13 protein-coding genes are annotated in these 17,525 nt (G+C 56.8%); 10 read left to right on the top strand and 3 right to left on the bottom strand.

Annotated features, from left to right (window positions below):
- Positions 1 to 125: 125 nt before the first annotated feature.
- Positions 126 to 3,380 carry an ABC transporter ATP-binding protein/permease gene (locus ABHR63_RS00360; protein ID WP_346964591.1) on the top strand — a complete coding sequence of 1,085 codons (3,255 nt, stop codon included), beginning with the start codon at positions 126 to 128 and terminating at the stop codon, positions 3,378 to 3,380.
- Between the two features lie 175 nt (positions 3,381 to 3,555).
- Positions 3,556 to 4,836: an MFS transporter gene (locus tag ABHR63_RS00355; protein WP_346964590.1), complete on the top strand. Its 1,281-nt coding sequence runs from the start codon at positions 3,556 to 3,558 to the stop codon at positions 4,834 to 4,836.
- A gap of 138 nt (positions 4,837 to 4,974) precedes the next feature.
- Here ABHR63_RS00355 and ABHR63_RS00350 read toward each other — a convergent pair whose 3' ends face one another.
- Positions 4,975 to 5,508 (bottom strand): TetR/AcrR family transcriptional regulator, encoded by a 534-nt coding sequence (locus ABHR63_RS00350; RefSeq protein WP_161162250.1) that lies wholly within the window; start codon positions 5,506 to 5,508, stop codon positions 4,975 to 4,977.
- A gap of 269 nt (positions 5,509 to 5,777) precedes the next feature.
- Between ABHR63_RS00350 and ABHR63_RS00345 the strand changes: the two genes are divergently transcribed.
- The 4 genes from ABHR63_RS00345 to ABHR63_RS00330 all read left to right on the top strand — a co-directional run bounded on the left by ABHR63_RS00345 (position 5,778) and on the right by ABHR63_RS00330 (position 10,883).
- Complete coding sequence (locus tag ABHR63_RS00345) at positions 5,778 to 7,016, top strand: agmatine deiminase family protein (protein ID WP_148346582.1); 1,239 nt, start codon at positions 5,778 to 5,780, stop codon at positions 7,014 to 7,016.
- 123 nt (positions 7,017 to 7,139) lie between these two features.
- Positions 7,140 to 8,204, top strand: a complete 1,065-nt coding sequence (locus ABHR63_RS00340; protein WP_138374949.1) for an ornithine carbamoyltransferase — start codon at positions 7,140 to 7,142, stop codon at positions 8,202 to 8,204.
- Between the two features lie 11 nt (positions 8,205 to 8,215).
- Complete coding sequence (locus tag ABHR63_RS00335) at positions 8,216 to 9,481, top strand: MFS transporter (RefSeq protein WP_346964589.1); 1,266 nt, start codon at positions 8,216 to 8,218, stop codon at positions 9,479 to 9,481.
- Between the two features lie 448 nt (positions 9,482 to 9,929).
- Entirely contained in the window at positions 9,930 to 10,883 is a 954-nt protein-coding gene (locus tag ABHR63_RS00330; protein ID WP_346964588.1) for a tRNA dihydrouridine synthase, read from the top strand.
- Positions 10,884 to 10,947: 64 nt separating this feature from the next.
- Here the strand turns inward: ABHR63_RS00330 and ABHR63_RS00325 are convergent, their stop codons facing one another.
- Complete coding sequence (locus ABHR63_RS00325) at positions 10,948 to 11,193, bottom strand: glutaredoxin family protein (RefSeq protein ID WP_346964587.1); 246 nt, start codon at positions 11,191 to 11,193, stop codon at positions 10,948 to 10,950.
- Between the two features lie 51 nt (positions 11,194 to 11,244).
- A complete protein-coding gene (locus tag ABHR63_RS00320; protein ID WP_346964586.1) occupies positions 11,245 to 12,072 on the bottom strand; it encodes a TipAS antibiotic-recognition domain-containing protein in 828 nt (275 codons plus the stop codon).
- Between the two features lie 141 nt (positions 12,073 to 12,213).
- On the opposite strand from ABHR63_RS00320, the gene ABHR63_RS00315 reads away from it, so the two are divergent.
- The 4 genes from ABHR63_RS00315 (at position 12,214) to ABHR63_RS00300 (ending at position 17,481) form a co-directional block, all read left to right on the top strand.
- On the top strand, positions 12,214 to 12,951 hold the full coding sequence (locus ABHR63_RS00315; RefSeq protein ID WP_346964585.1) for a tRNA (N6-threonylcarbamoyladenosine(37)-N6)-methyltransferase TrmO: 738 nt from the start codon (positions 12,214 to 12,216) through the stop codon (positions 12,949 to 12,951).
- Positions 12,952 to 13,063: 112 nt separating this feature from the next.
- Complete coding sequence (locus ABHR63_RS00310) at positions 13,064 to 14,278, top strand: MalY/PatB family protein (RefSeq protein WP_055309984.1); 1,215 nt, start codon at positions 13,064 to 13,066, stop codon at positions 14,276 to 14,278.
- Positions 14,279 to 14,422: 144 nt separating this feature from the next.
- A complete protein-coding gene (locus tag ABHR63_RS00305) occupies positions 14,423 to 15,292 on the top strand; it encodes a substrate-binding periplasmic protein (RefSeq protein WP_346964584.1) in 870 nt (289 codons plus the stop codon).
- Entirely contained in the window at positions 15,289 to 17,481 is a 2,193-nt protein-coding gene (locus ABHR63_RS00300; RefSeq protein WP_346964583.1) for a hybrid sensor histidine kinase/response regulator, read from the top strand. The genes ABHR63_RS00305 and ABHR63_RS00300 overlap by 4 nt, the downstream gene beginning before the upstream one ends.
- Positions 17,482 to 17,525 lie beyond the last annotated feature (44 nt).

Here is a 17,525-nt window from a genome sequence, read left to right as displayed (position 1 = left end):
TGGCGCGGTTCCCTACATTCCTCACTGGCTCCGGCAAAAAATGGGGATAGAGTAGGACAAACGCGTCGAATACGAACGGCGGGGGAGAGCGGGCAAGTGCGCCCGCGTGGGAGAGGTTGCCGTCCATGTTGGAGCTCAAAGGTATTTGCAAAAGGTACGTTACGCAGTCGTTTACGCAGGTGGCGCTCGACAGCGTAAGCCTGTCTTTTCGCGATAACGAGTTCGTGGCCATTCTGGGCCCCTCGGGCTCGGGCAAAACCACGATGCTCAACGTTATCGGCGGGCTTGATCATTTTGATTCCGGCGACCTGCTGATCGACGGCATCTCGACCAAGGACTTTCACGATCGCGATTGGGATGCCTATCGCAACAACCGCATCGGCTTTGTGTTCCAGAGCTATAACCTCATTCCGCATCAGACCATTTTGGAAAACGTGGAGCTGGCGCTTGCGCTTACGGGCGTGGGGCATGCCGAGCGCCGCCAGCGTGCGCGCGAGGCGTTGGAGAAAGTTGGCCTGGGCGAGCATGTTAACAAGCGCCCGAGCCAGCTATCGGGCGGACAGATGCAGCGCGTGGCCATCGCCCGCGCCCTGATCAACGATCCCGAGATCGTGCTGGCAGACGAGCCGACCGGCGCTTTGGATTCAACGACATCCGTACAGGTCATGGACCTGCTCAAGGACGTGGCGCGCGACCGCCTGGTCATCATGGTCACGCACAATCCCGAGCTGGCGTACCAATATGCCACGCGCATCGTCAATCTGGCGGACGGCAAGATCACCGACGATTCCGACCCCTTCGATGTTGCCAAGGCCGCGCGTCGCGAGGCAAAGCCTACGCGCAAAACCTCGATGAGCTTTGTGACGGCGCTGGGGCTTTCTGCCCGAAACCTCATGACCAAGAAGGGCCGCACGGCCATGACTGCCTTTGCGGGCTCGATTGGCATTATCGGTATCGCGGCGATTCTGGCGCTGTCCAACGGCGTAAACGGCTACATCAAAAAGGTCGAGGAGGATACGCTCTCGAGCTACCCGCTCACCATTTCCAAGCAGGATTACGACCTGTCGTCCATGATGGGCGGTCAGGGGGCCACGGGCGACGATACGTCCAAGAGCGAGGATTCGTCCGACGACAGTGCCGGCGGCAAGGCTCAGGGAACCGATAAGATTCCCGTGGTTACGGCCGTAAAGGATATGTTTGCGAGCGTTAAGTCTAACGACATGACGAGCTTTAAGGCATGGCTCGATGCCGGTGGCGACGGCATCGATAAAGAGGTCAACGCCATTCAGTACGGCTACGGTGTATCGCCGGTTGTCTATCGTGCCGGCAAGGGCGATGAGAAGCCTGTCCGGCTGGTGCCCAACGCCATGACCGAGGCCATGAGCGGAGGCGCGAGCTCGGCGGCAACGGTGAGCATGGAATCCATGGGAACCTCAGTCTTTAACGAGATGATTGACGACCAGAGCCTGCTCGACAGCCAGTACGATGTCGTCGCCGGTCATTGGCCCACGTCTGCCAACGAAGCCGTGATGGTGCTTTCGAGCCGCGGTACGGTGGGCGACTACACGCTCTACAGCATCGGCGCGCTGGATATCGATGAGCTCAACGATCTGGTTAACAGTGCCATGGCGGCCGACGGCAAGGTCGAAGCGCCCGAGACCGGTACCGACTTTACCTACGACGATGCGTTGTCTACCACGTTTAAGGTGCTGTCGCCGGCCGATGCGTATCGCAAAAACGAAGAGACCGGCATGTGGACTGACATGTCTGACGATGCCGACTTTATGACGGCCAAGGTTGCCGACGGTATTGACGTGCGCATTGTGGGCGTGGTGCGACCTAACGAGACGGCCAATGCGAGCGCATTGACCCCGGGCATTGCCTATACGCATGCACTAACTCGTCAGCTTATGGAGCGCGCCGCCGATTCGCAGATTGTGCAGGAGCAACTCGCCCGTCCCGAGACGGATGTCTTTACGGGCAAGTCTTTCGATGAACTGCAGGGTGATGCCAAGCAAGGCGTGGATTTGGGCAGCATGTTCAGTGTGGACGAGGCGGCGCTCAAGAGCGCGTTCTCGTTCGATGCGTCTGCGCTCTCGGGTGCAGCCGGCGGTATGGACCTTTCTGGTATCGATTTGTCCGGGCTGGATATTGATCTTTCGGGCGTTGGCAAGGACATCGACTTCAGCGACATCATGGCAAAAGCGCCAACCCCAGATTTCTCGGGTATCTTTGACGGTCTGGAACTCACGCCCGAGCAAATGCAGCAGGTGGGAACGCTTGCCAACCAGCTGTTTGAAGGCTTTTTACAGTCTGATCAGTTTAAGGCGCTGACACCCGAAGATCTTAAAGACGCGTCAACGCTCGCTGCCGCATTCTCGACGTATCTTGAGAATGATGCCGCAGCCCAGCAATGCCTGGCTCAGCTGAAGGCCCTCGGCGGCGATGCCCTGGCCGAGCGCCTGCAGCAGGCGATGACCGACTATGTGCAAAAGCAGCTGGCTCCGTATCTGCAGCAGGCTATGGATCAGGTGATGAAGGCAATCAGCGAGCAGATAACGTCGACGGTATCATCCCAGCTCAAGGCGGGCGCGGCAGGGCTTATGGACCAGATGGCGACGCAGATGTCTTCGAGTTTTGCCAACCTGGCGAGCGCCATGCACGTGGATGCGAGCGCCTTTGCTCGTGCCATCCATTTCAACATGGACGCCGAGGACCTGAGTTCGCTCATGATGAGCTATGCCAAGGCGTCGAAGCTCACCTACGATAACAATCTGACCATACTGGGCTATGCGGACGAGGCCGATCCCATCTCGGTCAAGATTTTCCCGCGCGACTTTGAGGCCAAGGAGCGCGTACTCGATCACATCGATGCGTACAACAAGCAGGTCAAAGCCGCTGGCCACGATGATCGGGCAATTTCGTACACAGACTACATGGGCATCATCATGGGTTCGGTGACCGACATCGTGAATACCATCAGCTTGGTGCTCATCGCATTCGTGAGTATCAGCCTGGTGGTGAGCTCCATCATGATCGGCATCATCACCTACATCAGCGTGCTGGAACGCAAAAAGGAGATTGGCATCCTGCGTGCGATCGGCGCGTCGAAGCGTAACGTGGCCAACGTATTCAATGCCGAGACCTTTATCGAGGGCCTCATTGCCGGCGTCTTTGCCATTGTCGTCGTGGTGGCCGTGAGCTTCCCAGTTAATACCTGGGCGCTTGCTGCCAAACAAGTACCCAACCTGATGAGCCTGCCCGTGCAGGATGCGCTGGTACTCATTGCAATTTCGGTGCTGTTGACGGTCGTTGCCGGCCTGCTGCCTGCTCGCAGCGCATCCAAGAAGGACCCCGTCGAAGCCCTACGCTCCGAATAATGTGACAAAGGGACAGTCCCTTTGTCACATTGAGACCCTTGCGAAATCGGGGTCTAATTACCGTTCGGCAGGTTAAGAACTCCCTCTCCCCGCTTAATGCTTGACGAAGAGTCTTCTGGTTTATATACCTATCGGTAGGCATATAGGATGTATTGCCGATAGAAATGGAGCAACCATGACTCTCACCACACCAGCCAAAAAAGATTGTCTCCGTGAAAGCGGCGCATTTGCTTGGGTCGTCGTTATTGCGCTCGGCTTAATGTCCGCCGGAACAACTGGCACATATAGCATTATTGCCGGCTCATTCGTTGCTCCAGTATGTGAAGATCTGGGCTTTGACTACACTTCTTTTTCTTTCTATTTCACCGCGATTCTTCTTGGCCTTGCGCTTGGGCTTCCGCTTTTGAGTCGCTTCATTCCAAAAGTAATCGGCAAACCATGGCATATTTGCATTGAACTCGTCCTTATTGTCGCCGGCGCCGCAATGGCGTTCTACACCGAGGTCTGGATGTTCACCGTCTCCGCCGCAGTGATCGGCATCTGCTTTTCGTTTACAACGGGCGTCTGCATGTCCGATGTCATTGACCAATGGTTCAGCAAATCGTCCGGTCTTGCCATCGGCCTCGCTTGGGGCGTTAATTCTCTCTGTACGCTGCTATTGAGTCCTGTCATTACGCTGGTCATCGAGCAGCAAGGCTGGCGTACGGGATACATCGTGCTTGCGGCCGTTTCTGCAGCTATGATTTTGCCTGCAAGCGCATTTATCATTCGCCTTAACCCCTCTGATCGCAACATGCTTCCGTACGGAGAGACCGCCTCCGAAACCCATGAGAGCTGCAACGCCGATGAGCAGGAAGATGTTCTTTCGGGCATGGCACTCCGCGATGCCGCGAAAACGCCGTCTTTTATTCTCTGTGTCCTCTTGCTTTGCGTGGCGCAGCTCACCTGCTGCATGAACCAGCTGTTTCCAACCTATGCAAGCGAGGTCGGTTTCAATCCTATCGTAGGAAGCTTAATGGTCTCGGCAGCTTCACTCTCCGATATCTTCCTAAATCCCTTCGTGGGCAAAACATGCGACAAGCTTGGCGCTATTAAAGCAACGGTCGCATGGACAGGTGTCAGCATTCTTTCATTCCTGCTTCTTATCATTGGCGGAAGCAATGAGACCGTTTCCATCATTGCAGCTGGTGTAAACGATGTCATGTTCGCCATCGTTGGAACCGCAATGCCGATGCTTCTACTCTCGCTCTTTGGATCACGCGATTTTGGAAGGATCTATTCGATCGTTTGCTCAGCGGGCTATGTCGTCGGTGCTTTTGGAATGCCGGTCATGATGAAGGTTTACGGCATGGCGGGGTCATTCCAGGGAGTATTTATCTTCTGCATTGCCTGCAACCTTATGATTGCTGCGTTTGCTATCGTTTCCGGCTTTCTCAATAAGGCTGCTGAAAAGTAATAAGCGCCGATTTGCATCGGCATAGATTGCCACGCAACAGGGGTTGACTCCAAGCCAGACTGGAGTCGACCCCTGTTTTCGTTTTAAAGGTTGCCCGCAGGCACCATGGGTGCCAACATGCGCTTCAGCTTGGCTGGTTTATTTGAACATAAGCTCGACTATTCCCGCCCAAACCGCTTTTTCATCAATATCCTCACCCTGAGCGACCGTATTGCTTGCTCCCTCCAGAACGGTATAAAGAATTTGTACGTAGAGCATTACGTCGGCGCTATCGGAAAACGCGCCAATCTCTACACCATGAAGAAGGATGTCTTTAAGCGCATCCATGGTTCGTTTGGTCGCCGTCGCTTGACGTTCCTGAACTGCAGGAATTCGATTTGCTTGAACGCTAACCTCGGCCAGCACGCGCCGGCGCTTTTCATCGCTTCGATAGCCACCTATAACTGAATTGCCGAGCTCGATAAGCGCGGCCTTGAACCCGTCCCTATCAACTATTAGCGAGTAGTCGCGCTGATAGTCAATGGTCGGAAACATGCTGTCCAAGAGCGTAGTGAAAATCTCCTCTTTAGAGGGAAAGTAGTAGTACACCGACGGCTTGGATATACCGACAAAGTCGCAAATCTTTCCGATAGACGCTTTGTCATAACCGACTTCTGCCACAAGATCGTACATTGCGTCCAATATTTTTTTTCTTGTGCTCACGCTGCATTTCTCCATCGCAAATCACTTCCGCACTACCAACATTATTAAGGATGGCAACGGAACATCAATTTGTGTCCAAACATGACCACTATATACGGTGAACGGTATGTATCAGTAGGCGAGCGGCAATTATTCAAAACTATCTACCGAACGGTAGGTATAGTAGTACTATAGCAGGTGAAACCCCGCTATTGTCGCGGCCGGACAGCATCGCGGGAAACCCGACGGAAGGACCAACCATGTACGAGAACTATCGTATGCCGGGCGAGTTCGAGAAGCGCTCCAACGTCTATGTGACATGGCTTCCCGATTACATCCGTGCAGAGGGCTATGATAACCGCCAGCCCTGCGTTGACGTGATCAAGGCTCTGCTCGAGTATGGCGACGTTACGGTCAACCTCAATTGCGGTACCCCCGGCTCCTATGAGGAGGCTTGCTCGCGCCTGAAGGAGGAGGGGGTTGATCTCGATCGCATCGAGATCACGCAGTTCGAAGACTCCAACTTCTATGTCCGCGACAACGGTCCCAGCATCATGGTCGACGACAAGGGCCATTCTTATATGGTCAACCCCGCTTGGACCTATTACGGCGTGTGGGACAAGAACTCCCCGGAGTGCCAGTCCGCACGTAAGGCAGCGGTTCACATGGCGGTTGCGCTCGGTTGCTTCGATATCGTCAATTCCGAAATGGTTTCGGAGGGCGGCGACCGCGAGTTTGACGGTCACGGCACTCTGATCGCAATCGAGGACACGGAATGCCGCAAGCGTAATCCCGAGTTCACGAAAGAGGAAGTAGAGGCCGAGTATAAGCGCATCTACAACCTCAACAAGGTTATCTGGCTTCCGCAGCCTATGCTCGAGGACGACGACTATCGACTGGGCATCCTCGACGAGAAGGAAGACGGAACTCCCGTCTTTGGCATGAGCTTTGCAGCTCACATTGATGAGATGTGTCGCTTTATCACTCCGAACAAGATTCTTCTTGCCGAGGTGTCCGATGAAGAGGCAGCCTCGAGCAAGGCTGGAGCAGAGTCTCGTCGCCGCATTGAGGCAGCCTACGAGATCCTGAGCAACGAAACGGACTGGGAGGGCAAGCCCTTCGAGATCGTTCGTATGCCCACCGCCGAGCCTATTGAAGTCGTTATCGCCCCTGGCGATGAAGATTACGAGCTCTATAAGGGCTTCATCGACGAAATGGGCGGCAAGTTTATGGATGGCACCCCCTGGCCCGAGGGCCCCGTCCACTTCTACGCCGCAGCGAGCTACTGCAACTTCCTGATTTGCAACGGCGTCGTTCTTGGCCAGCGTTATTACCACGAGGGCATGAGCGAGGTCGTGAAAGAGAAGGACGAGCAGGCCAAGGCAGTTCTTGAGAGCTGCTTCCCCGATCGCAAGGTCATCATGATTGATTCCCTCGCGCTTAACCTGTCCGGCGGCGGCGTGCACTGCTGGACTAAGGACGTGGCGGCCAGTCGTTAGTGAGCCTTAGAGCCTGCGCTCTTTGGCTTAGGCGCCACATGTACCGCTCCCCGAGGGATATCCGTGTTTTCCTCGGGGACACATTCAACAATAATTTTGATAATAATTCGAAAGGAAATAGGCATGAACAACAGCCTCCGCGGTCGCGACTACATCAACATCCATGATCTTTCCTCCGAGGATTTCCGCTATCTCATCGATCTTGCCTGGAACCTTAAGGCTCAGAAGAAGTCCGGTGTCGACCAGCACTACTTCCCCGGCAAAAACGTCCTCGCCAACTTTGAGTGGGGCTCGACCCGTACTCGTTGCGCATTCGAGACCTCCTGCAATGATTTGGGCATGGGCTTCACTTATCTGACCAACTCCCACATGGGTGACTGCGAGACCGTCAAGGATGCCATGCGCGTCTTTAACGGCATGTACGATCTCATCGTCTACCGCGCACAGAAGGACGAGCAGTTCCTCTATGACGTCGCCGACCTGGTTGACATCCCGGTCATCAATGCCCTTACTCTCGGCGATCACCCGACTCAGATGCTCGCTGACGCTCTTACGATGGAAGAGCAATGGGGCGGTTTGCGTACGAGCCGCGGCAAGAAGATGGCTTTCGTTGGCAACTGCGCCGGCGCCCCAGTGTGGTATGGCCGTCTGTGCGCTATGCTCGACATGGACTTCCTCGCCATCGGCCCCGACGACCTCCGTCATCAGATGTGCAAGGAAATGATCGAAGAGGTGGAGGCCTGCTACGCCAAGTACGCTCCCAATAGGACCTTTACCATCACCTCTGACCTCGATGCCCTGGATGGCGTTGACGTTATCGTTACCGAGGAGTGGCGCTACATCAACCCCGAGTGCGGCGAAGAGGTTCTGGATCCCGACGACTACAACTCCTGGTTGGGCGATGCCGAGTCTTTGTACCCCTATCGCGTCACCAGCGAGCTGTGCAAGCGCACCAACAATCCCGACATCTTCTGCATGCATGAGCTTCCCTCTGTCCATAACGCAGATCACCGTGTCGGCAAAATGCTCCTCGACCAGTGCAAGAACGACCTCCATCGCGAAATCATCACCGAGGGCTTTGAGATTGCCGACGAGTGCTTTGAGGCCAACGCTTCGGTCATCTTCCGTGAGGCAGAGAACCGTCAGCACACCATCAAGGCTGTTATGTGTGCCCTTCTGGGTCTCTAGGAGCTGTATCAATGGATAATGCAAAGTTAAAGAGCAGCAAGGTTTACGCATGGGTTCTCGTAATCGCGCTCGGCCTTATGTCTGCCGGCACGACCGGATCCTATAGCGTCATCGCGGGCTCCTTCGTCGCACCCGTGTGCGAGGAGTTCGGGTTTGACTATTCCATCTTCTCGTATTACTTCACCGCAACGCTCATTGGTCTTGCGGCAGCTCTTCCGTTTGTCGGAAAACTCATTCCCAAGGTCGTTGGCAAGGTTTGGCTCCCCGTTGTCGAGCTTATTTTGCTCGCTGCCGGCGCAGGCATGGCCTTCTACACCGAAGTCTGGATGTTCATCGCCGCTGGCGCCCTGATTGGCGTTTGCTTCGCCTTCACCACCGGCGTCGCCATGTCCGACGTTATTGACCAGTGGTTCAAAAAATCTGGTGGCCTGGCAATCGGTCTCGCTTGGGCAGTGAACTCGATTTACATGCTCATCATGAGTCCCGTCATCACCTCTGTCATCGAGGCCGCTGGCTGGAGGACTGGCTATCTGGTGCTCGCTGGCGTCTCCGCCGTGCTCATTCTCCCCGCTTCCGTCCTGATTATTCGCTATAAGCCTCAGGACAAGGGCATGCTGCCCTATGGCTACGTCGAGGGCGAGACGGTCACCGAGACCGAGGAGACGACCGAGGATAGCACGCGTGGCGTTAGCTATGCGCGCGCCATTAAGTCGCCTGCCTTCTTCTTCTGCATCGGCTTCCTCTGTCTCGTTCAGCTCACTTGCTGCATGAACCAGCTCTTCCCGACGTATGCTTCCGAGGTTGGTTTTAGCCCCATGGTGGGCGGCTTCATGGTATCCGCTGCATCGCTCTTCGATCTGTTCCTCAATCCGATCGTCGGCACCACTTGCGATAGGTTCGGCAGCACGAAGGCCATTCTGGGCTGGCTCGCTGTCTCCATCCTCTCCTTTGTCATGCTCATGATGAGCAGCAGCAACTCGACGCTCAGCATCCTCGCAGCAGGCGTGAACGACGTAATGTACGTCATCGCTGGCACTGCCCTGACCGTTTTGGTTATGGATGTCTTTGGCTCCCGCGATTTCGGTCGCATCTTCGCGCTGATCTGCTCCGTGGGCTATATCGTCGGCGCCTTTGGCATGCCCGTTATGATGAAGGTCTATGAGCTTGTCGGCTCCTTCCAGGGCGTCTTCATCTTCTGCATCGCATGCAACGTTATTATCGGCCTGTTCTTGCTGCTGGCAAAAAAGACTGGTAAGAACCTCTCCTGGGACGAATAGTTCGATTCGTCTTAGACATACGCTGTAGGGCTTAACCTGCAGCCGCATTGGGGCATCGACTAACATCGGTGCCCTTTTTCATCGAATGTGACAAAGGAGCAGCCACTTTGTCACATTGAGTGGCATGTAAATCGAGGTCTAATACTTTTCCGAGAAGTGAACGGCCATACTTGGGCCTCCGAAGCATCGACATTTTTAGACGTCAAACCCGCAGGATTTGGCTGGCAAAACCGCAGGAAATTGCATCTCGAAAGTGCCGATGCTTCGGGGGCCCGTTTTCACTCGTTCACTTCTCGGGAAAAGTATTAGACCTCGTTGTATGGGGTGCGGCTGGAGGGTGGTCATCGTTCAGTAGCTACCTCTTCCTTGTGAATCGCCTGAAGCGCAAGGCATAATGCATGTGACAAAGGGACGGCCCCTTTGTTGTGTTGATATGAGAGAAGAGTAGATGATCCTTTCGCTGGCCCCTATGGAGGGGATTACCGGGCATGTGTTCCGTCGCGTGCATGCGGAGTGCTTCGGTGCGCTCGATTGCTATTACACGCCGTTTTTGCCGCCGCCGCGGGTGGGAAACCGCTTTGGCGGCAAGGCGTTTAAGGAGATCGATCCTGCCAATAACCAGGGGCTCAACGTGGTGCCTCAGCTGATGTCCAAGAACGCGGACGAGTTTGTGTGGGCGGCACAGGTGCTCGCCGACATGGGCTACCGCGAGGTCAATCTCAACCTGGGTTGCCCTTCGGGAACGGTTGTCGCCAAGGGCAAGGGCTCGGGTTTCTTGCGCAATCTCGACGAGCTCGAGGCGTTCTTAAGTGATGCGTGCGAGCGGTCGCCGTTGCCGGTGTCGGTAAAGACCAGGCTGGGGCTGGAGAATGACGACGAATACGAGCGCGTGCTCGATCTGTATTGCCGCATGCCGTTGGCAGAGCTCATTGTGCATCCGCGCGTGCAAAAGGACCGCTATACGGGTTCGCCGCGCAAAGAGTTTTATGGCGAGACGCTGGAGCGTGTGCCGTTCCCCGTGGCCTATAACGGTGACATTTTTGATCTTGAGGATATGGACGCGCTGGTGGAGGCCTATCCCGGCACGCGCCATGTGATGTTGGGGCGTGGCCTGCTCGCGAACCCCGCTCTGGCTCGCATGGTCAAGGGCGGCCCTGCTGCAACGGCTGCTGAGCTGCAGCGCTTCCACGACACGCTGTTTGCGGCATATGCAGAAGAGATTGGCGGCAATGCGGTCTTCCGCATGAAGGAGTGGTGGTTCTACGCCAAGTGCGCTTTCGCTGATCCCGCTACCGTCCACAAGATCGTACGCAAGACCAAAAAGGTCGACGAATACCGCGCTGCCGTCGAGCGCGTCTTTCGCGAACAGCCGCTTGCACCCACAGCTCGCTTCAACGACTAGTTAGTCGTTGGGGACGTTCTTTAACGACTAGTCATTTATGAACGTCCCCAATGACTATGTTGCACTAGAGCAGGTTTTCCTGCACCCATGCGATGATGTCGCTTGACTCGTAGAGCGGCTTGCCGTCGATGAACAAGCAGGGAACCTGGCGTTTTCCGCCGACGGCGATGAGTGCCTGCTCAGCATCGCCGTCGATCGAGATATTGCGCTCGGGGATGGTCACACCGTTATCGGCAAGGAATCGCTTGACCTTTATGCAATACGGGCAGCCGGCCATAACGTACAGCGCGAGCTCGTGATTAGTAGCCATAGGTCTCCAATCGGTTGAGGTTTTGATTGAAATACCCAAAGCCGCCGCGGTCTATGCGCGCGTCAACGAAGACTCGATGGCCTGGACCAGAAACGCCGTGGCTCCGGTGGCGCAGGGCTTGTCGTAGTAGTCAACAAAGCGCTGGTCGGCAAGATAACCGTGGGCGAGGCCCAGGTACGCCTCGTCTTGGGGCTCGCATCCCCAGTTGAGAGCAATCCAGCGACGATGCATCGCGACAAGCTTACGAGCCTCGTTGCTCTCTGGGTCGCCAATGCCCATGGCAATTGAGAGCTGGCCCAGAATAGTGCGTTCAAGTTCCTTCATGTCGTTCCATGTCTCGGGGTCCATGTCCAGCAACGCTTCGTTTGCTGCATCGATAGCCTCATCGCCGTAGCGCGCCCGCGCCTCGGCACCGTAGCGCGCCTCGTTTTCCTGCACGGTGCGCCAGCGCTCCAGTTGCGGCAGGACGGCGCCCATGAGCGAGACGGCTTCGTCGAGCGACATGCCGGTGTTTTGTGCCAGGCGCGGGGCACAATCCTCAATCATTGCCTCCATGGTGGTGTCATAGGTGTACTTGCCGTGGTCGTAGCACCACTTGCAGTAATGATCGGTCGCGGTGCCCGTGGCATCGGTGCCGCAGTCGTCGGGCGTGAGTATCATGCCGCAGCTCTGGCAATAGTGCTCAGGCATTTCGAGCAGGTGGGACAGCGGTTCTCCGGTTACGGCGGCGATGAGCTTCATCATGTCGATGCCCGGTGTGACCTCGCCGCGCTCCCACCGGCTGATGGCCTGGCGTGTGACGAAGAGCTTAGCGGCAAGCTGCTCTTGGGTAAGGTGATGGGCGCGACGGACAGCAATGAGCTTTTCTGCAAAGGCCATAGCGGCTCCTTTCTGCTGGTTGATGGCTTAAGCATACGCGGCGGCAGGCGCCCTTCCAAGCAACCGTTGGTTGCACGACGGGGGACCGCGGCGAAGAATTGCGCGCAACGCCCCACGCCTCCATGCCGTACAATGACCGGCATGGAACCTATCGCACGCATACATACCGACCTGCCGCAGAAGTTCGGCATTCCGCGCAACAGCTTTTTGGCGCCCCATCTGCAGGGGCACATCGTTTTTGAGCCGGAATTTGCCTCCAATGCAGCGGTTGAGGGCCTGGACTCCTTCTCTCACCTGTGGCTGCTGTGGCGCTTCGAAAACGGAACGCCCGGCGGCACGGCTAAGGATATTGCCGTCGACGCTAAAACGCAGGACAGGTCCGGCACCAACGCAAAATGGTCGAAAACCGTGCGCCCGCCGCGTCTGGGCGGAGCCGAACGTGTGGGAGTGTTTGCCACGCGCAGTCCGTTTCGCCCTAATCCCATCGGGCTCACCTGCGTCAAGCTTGATCGTGTCGAGCTCACCGACGATGGCCCCATCATCCATGTGTTGGGGGCCGACCTGCGCGACGGTACGCCCATCTACGACATCAAGCCCTACATTCCGTTTGCGGACTGCCACCCGGATGCGACCGGAGGCTGGATCGAGGATGCTTCGTGGCAAGAGCTCGATGTTGAGTTTCCGCAAGCACTGCAGGATATGGTCCCGCCCGCAAAGCTCCTCGGCTTGGTCGAGGTCCTTCGCCAAGACCCGCGCCGCGCGGGCAGCAAGCACGAGCCACACCGCGTCTATCATCTGGCTTACGCCGGGCTCGACATATCGTTTACGGTCGATGAAACCCAGCTAACCGTAGTTGCCGTCAACGACGCGCAAGACTAACCAGCCATTCGTCCGCACCCGTCAAATTAAGCGCCAAACCCCGCGCCAAAACCGCCCACGCTGGTGGACAATAACGCCTACCAAAACAATCAACTTTGCACGGGAGTCCAGCATGAAATACGACTTCACTTCAATCATCGACCGCCACGGCATGGACGCCATCGCCGTTGACTCTTGGGGTGAGATCCCCGGTATGGCCCCGAACGCACCCGACGAGGGCTTCGACCGCATTCCCATGTGGGTGGCCGACATGAACTTTGCCACGGTGCCCACGGTCCAGGAACACATCATTCAGCGCGCCCAGCACCCCATGTTTGGCTATTTCAATCCGCGCTCCGAGTATTTCGACCGCATCATCGAATGGCAGAGCCGCCGCAATGGCGTCGAGGGCCTGCGCCCTGAACATATCGGTTACGAAAACGGCGTGCTGGGCGGTGTCGTGTCGACGCTGCGCGCGTATGTCCAGCCGGGCGATGCGGTGCTGGTCCACAGCCCCACCTACATCGGCTTTACCAAGTCCATTGAGGCCGCGGGCTATCGTATTGTCCATAGCCCGCTTAAGCTCGACGATCAGGGCGTGTGGCGCATGGACTTTGAGGACATGGAGTGCAAACTCGCCCAAAACCACATCCATGCCGCGGTGTTCTGCTCGCCGCACAATCCCTGCGGCCGCGTATGGGAGCGCGACGAAATCGAGCGCGCCATGGACATCTATCGCCAGCACGATTGCGTGGTGATTTCGGACGAGATTTGGTCCGATATCATCCTGCCGGGGCACAAGCACATCCCGACGCAGTCGGTGAGCGAGGATGCCCGCATGCGCACGGTTGCCCTCTATGCGCCGAGCAAGACGTTTAACCTGGCGGGCCTTGTCGGCAGCTACCACATTGTCTACAACGAGACGCTGCGTGACCGCATCTGCGCCGTGTCCAACAAGACCCACTACAACGAGATGAATGTCCTCTCCATGCATGCGCTTATCGGTGCCTACCAGCCGCAGGGCTACGAGTGGGTGGACGAGCTCAACCAGGTGCTTGCCGGCAATATCGAGTACTTCTGCGATTACGTGGACGGGCATTTTGAGGGCGTGTCCTATTCGCGTCCGCAGGGCACGTACATGGTGTTTCTGGACTGCACCGAGTGGTGTCGCGAGCATGGCCGCGATATTCAGTGGCTGCTCGACGAGGGGGCGCGCGTGGGCGTGGGATATCAGGACGGCCGCCCGTTCCACGGGCCCTGCCACATTCGCGTGAATCTGGCGCTGCCGCTTTCGCGCGTAAAGGAAGCGTGCGACCGCCTGGACCGCTACGTTTTTAATGCACGGTAAGTGAGCGCTGCATGCGGGGCCTTCTACCAAGTCGGCTGGAAGGCCCCACATGGTAAAACGTCTGTAGCCATTGGGCACTCGTGTGGTTTTGTTTGCTATTATTTTTTACCATTTCAGTCTGTAAACAGGATCGTATGGAGCTCGATGAAAAGGTCCCGTCGCTCGGTTGCCATTTCGTTGTTTGTTGCGCTTGCGGTAGCGTGCGCCTTTGTCGTAGCGATAGCCGGCTGTTCCGGGTCGAATGGCAGAGCCTCGACGTCTGCATTAGAAGGCCTGGATGCCTCGCAGGCCAAAGACGACAACCTTAAGACGCTCAACGTCGGCAGCGACCTCTATCCACCGTTTGTGTATACCGACGAGTACGGCGATATCGTTGGCCTGGATGTCGAGATATTGACCGAGGCTTTGACTCGCATTGGTTACAAGCCAAAATACCAGCTGATCGACTGGGAAAAGAAGAAGGAGCTGCTGGCGAGCGGCGAACTCGATTGTGTCATGGGCAGCTTTAGTATGACGGGTCGCGAAAACGAATATCGTTGGGCCGGCCCGTACCTTGCGAGCCGCCAGGTGGTCGCGGTCGATCCCCAGAGCGATATCTACACGCTTGCCGATCTTGAGGATAAGATCGTGGCGGTTCAGTCCACCACCAAGCCCGAGGACATTTTGCTCAATCGCATAAATGAAAACGTTCCGCAGATCAAGGAACTCTACAGCTTTTCGGACGGTTCATACCTGAACCCGGCGCTCGTCGAGGGCCTGGTCGACGCTATCGCCGCGCATGAGTCCTCGTTCCTCACCTACGAAAAAGACTATGGTGTGGCATATCGCATTTTGGATGAGCCGCTGCTAGAGGTCGGTTTGGGCACCGCTTTCGATATCAACGATACGCGTGGCATCGACGTCAAGCTCACTCATGCCTACCAAGAAATGCTTGCCGATGGCACCATGGAACGCCTGGCGTCAAAGTACTTCGATGACCCTTCGCCATTTTTGAATATGGAGGGCCTGTCATGATCGATGCGCCCGACCACGCCGCTCAGGAGCGGGACAATCGTTCGACAGGGGCATGGCTCCTTGTCGCTCTGCTGGGGATAGCGCTCTCGGTTGTTGCCGGCATGATGAGCTACGATTACACGACGGCCCAAGCCGAGCAGCGCTTTGCCGACGTTGTCGATTACGTGGCGACGCAGAGCCTTTCCTACGATGCATTCAACAGCGCCTATACGACCAAAAACCTGATACGCGTTATGGAAATCGCCGGAGAGGCTGCCCGCGATATGGAGCGCGACGGTTCGGTGGATAACGCCATGCTGGAGCAATACGCCGACCAGTTCAACGTGAGCGCGCTGATCGTGACGGACGCATCGGGCAATTTGGTGTCCGAGTCCTCGACGGGCGATGTGGACTACGGGTCGCTCGCTACGTATCTCAAAGAATCACCCGTGCTGGAGGTGGCAGCCCATCCGCTTAAGTCCTATACCGCCCGCATCACGCTTGCGGATGATTCGGTCGCAGACATTGGCTGCGTAACCCGGCAGGATGACGAGGGCATCGTTGTCGCAGTAAGGCATCAGAGCGCGAAGGCAGTTGCAAGCAATACGCTCAAACTGCAGAGCTTGCTTGATGGCTATGAAACCATCGATAGCGGCAATATCGTGATCGAAAGCGACGGCAAGGTCGTTGCGACCAATGCCGTTGAACCCACCGTATTGGGCGTGTTCGATCTGCCTGCGACGGATGTCTTCATTGTCGACGGTATTAAGGATCGATGCCTGGCTGGTAAGGTCAGATTGGTTAACGCCGACGGCGAGTGGTATTTGGGCACATTTGGAAAAGCGCACAAATTCTATGTGTACACCTATGCCTCGGCGCAGCGCTACTTTGAGGTCGCCGCGGCTGTTGCCGCCGGCGTGCTGGTGCTCTACGGCGGTGTTATAGCCGTTGTTGTGACGGTGCGTCGCCGCGCTGATCGTCGACGTTTGACGGACTTGCTGCAGCAGGAGCGCGACTATGGCGACAAGCTGGCAAAGGCGGCGCGTGAGGCCTCGTCTGCCAACTCGGCAAAGACGGAGTTTCTGCGTCGCATGAGCCACGATCTGCGCACGCCCATCAACGGCATTCGCGGCATGGTCGAGGTTGGCGATGCCAATGCGGACGATCTGCAAAAGCAGACCGAGTGCCGCTCAAAGATCTGGACGGCATCGGGACTGCTGCTCGACCTTGCCAACGAGGCACTCGATATGAGCCGCCTGGAGAGCGGACAGATCGACCTGAACCTCGTACCCATAAATTTGGTGGCCCTCAACTGTGAAGTGCGCGATATTTTGGAGCGCCAGGCCGAGGAGCGTCTGGTGACAATTATCTGCGACCAGCAGGCGCTTGATCATCCCTATGCACGGGTGAGCGTGACGCACCTCAAGCGCTTGTTGCTCAATATTGCCGGCAATGCCGTCAAGTACAACCGCCAGGGCGGCTATGTTCGCCTGGTGTGCCGCGAGGTGGAGCCAGCGGATGGCGTCCCCGTCTATGAATACACGATCGCCGACAACGGTATTGGCATGAGCGAGGAGTTCCAACAGCACCTCTACGAGCCTTTTTGCCGCGAGGAGCAACAGGTGGAAGGCGCTTCATCGGGAACTGGCCTGGGCGCGCCTATCGCAAAACAGTTGGTCGAGCTTATGGGCGGAACCATGAGCTTTACGAGCGTCTTGGGGCAGCGGACGACTTTTACCATCCGCCTGCCGTTTGAGAAATGTAAGCGCTCCGAGATTCCTCAGGCAGTTCGCGTAGATGCGGGCGATGGCGATGCGCTCCAGGGCCTGCGCGTTTTGCTCGTAGAGGATAACGATCTGAATGCCGAGATCGCGCAGTTTACGCTCAGCCGTGCCGGTGCCGTCGTGACGCATGCTAAGGATGGCGAGTCTGCCGTTGAGGCGTTTGCCGCGAGCGCACCGCACGAGTATGACGTGGTGTTGATGGACATCATGATGCCTGGTATCGATGGCCTTGAGGCCACGCGTCGGATTCGAGCACTCGATCGCGAGGATGCCGTGACCACGCCGATTATCGCTGTGAGCGCCAACGCCTTTGCCGACGACCGCAGACTTTCGCGTGAGGCAGGCATGGACGCGCACCTGAGCAAGCCTGTGAGCTCGCAAGAGCTCGTCGAGGCGCTGGCGCACATCGCCGCCGACGCTTTATAACAATATGGCCCGGTTCCAAGGTGGGTTGGAACCGGGCCATATTG

The sequence above is a fragment of the Collinsella aerofaciens genome (assembly GCF_039752775.1).
GTDB lineage: Bacteria > Actinomycetota > Coriobacteriia > Coriobacteriales > Coriobacteriaceae > Collinsella > Collinsella aerofaciens_R.
The sequence above is the reverse complement of the archived record's forward strand: the minus strand, read 5'-3'. Positions and strand labels throughout refer to the sequence as shown.

Excerpts from the sequence above, each read along its gene's own strand:
- ABHR63_RS00360 (WP_346964591.1), top strand. The coding sequence starts at position 126 with ATGTTGGAGCTCAAAGGTATTTGCAAAAGGTACGTTACGCAGTCGTTT.
- ABHR63_RS00355 (WP_346964590.1), top strand. The coding sequence starts at position 3,556 with ATGACTCTCACCACACCAGCCAAAAAAGATTGTCTCCGTGAAAGCGGC.
- ABHR63_RS00350 (WP_161162250.1), bottom strand. The coding sequence starts at position 5,508 with ATGTACGATCTTGTGGCAGAAGTCGGTTATGACAAAGCGTCTATCGGA.
- ABHR63_RS00345 (WP_148346582.1), top strand. The coding sequence starts at position 5,778 with ATGTACGAGAACTATCGTATGCCGGGCGAGTTCGAGAAGCGCTCCAAC.
- ABHR63_RS00340 (WP_138374949.1), top strand. The coding sequence starts at position 7,140 with ATGAACAACAGCCTCCGCGGTCGCGACTACATCAACATCCATGATCTT.
- ABHR63_RS00335 (WP_346964589.1), top strand. The coding sequence starts at position 8,216 with ATGGATAATGCAAAGTTAAAGAGCAGCAAGGTTTACGCATGGGTTCTC.
- ABHR63_RS00330 (WP_346964588.1), top strand. The coding sequence starts at position 9,930 with ATGATCCTTTCGCTGGCCCCTATGGAGGGGATTACCGGGCATGTGTTC.
- ABHR63_RS00325 (WP_346964587.1), bottom strand. The coding sequence starts at position 11,193 with ATGGCTACTAATCACGAGCTCGCGCTGTACGTTATGGCCGGCTGCCCG.
- ABHR63_RS00320 (WP_346964586.1), bottom strand. The coding sequence starts at position 12,072 with ATGGCCTTTGCAGAAAAGCTCATTGCTGTCCGTCGCGCCCATCACCTT.
- ABHR63_RS00315 (WP_346964585.1), top strand. The coding sequence starts at position 12,214 with ATGGAACCTATCGCACGCATACATACCGACCTGCCGCAGAAGTTCGGC.
- ABHR63_RS00310 (WP_055309984.1), top strand. The coding sequence starts at position 13,064 with ATGAAATACGACTTCACTTCAATCATCGACCGCCACGGCATGGACGCC.
- ABHR63_RS00305 (WP_346964584.1), top strand. The coding sequence starts at position 14,423 with ATGAAAAGGTCCCGTCGCTCGGTTGCCATTTCGTTGTTTGTTGCGCTT.
- ABHR63_RS00300 (WP_346964583.1), top strand. The coding sequence starts at position 15,289 with ATGATCGATGCGCCCGACCACGCCGCTCAGGAGCGGGACAATCGTTCG.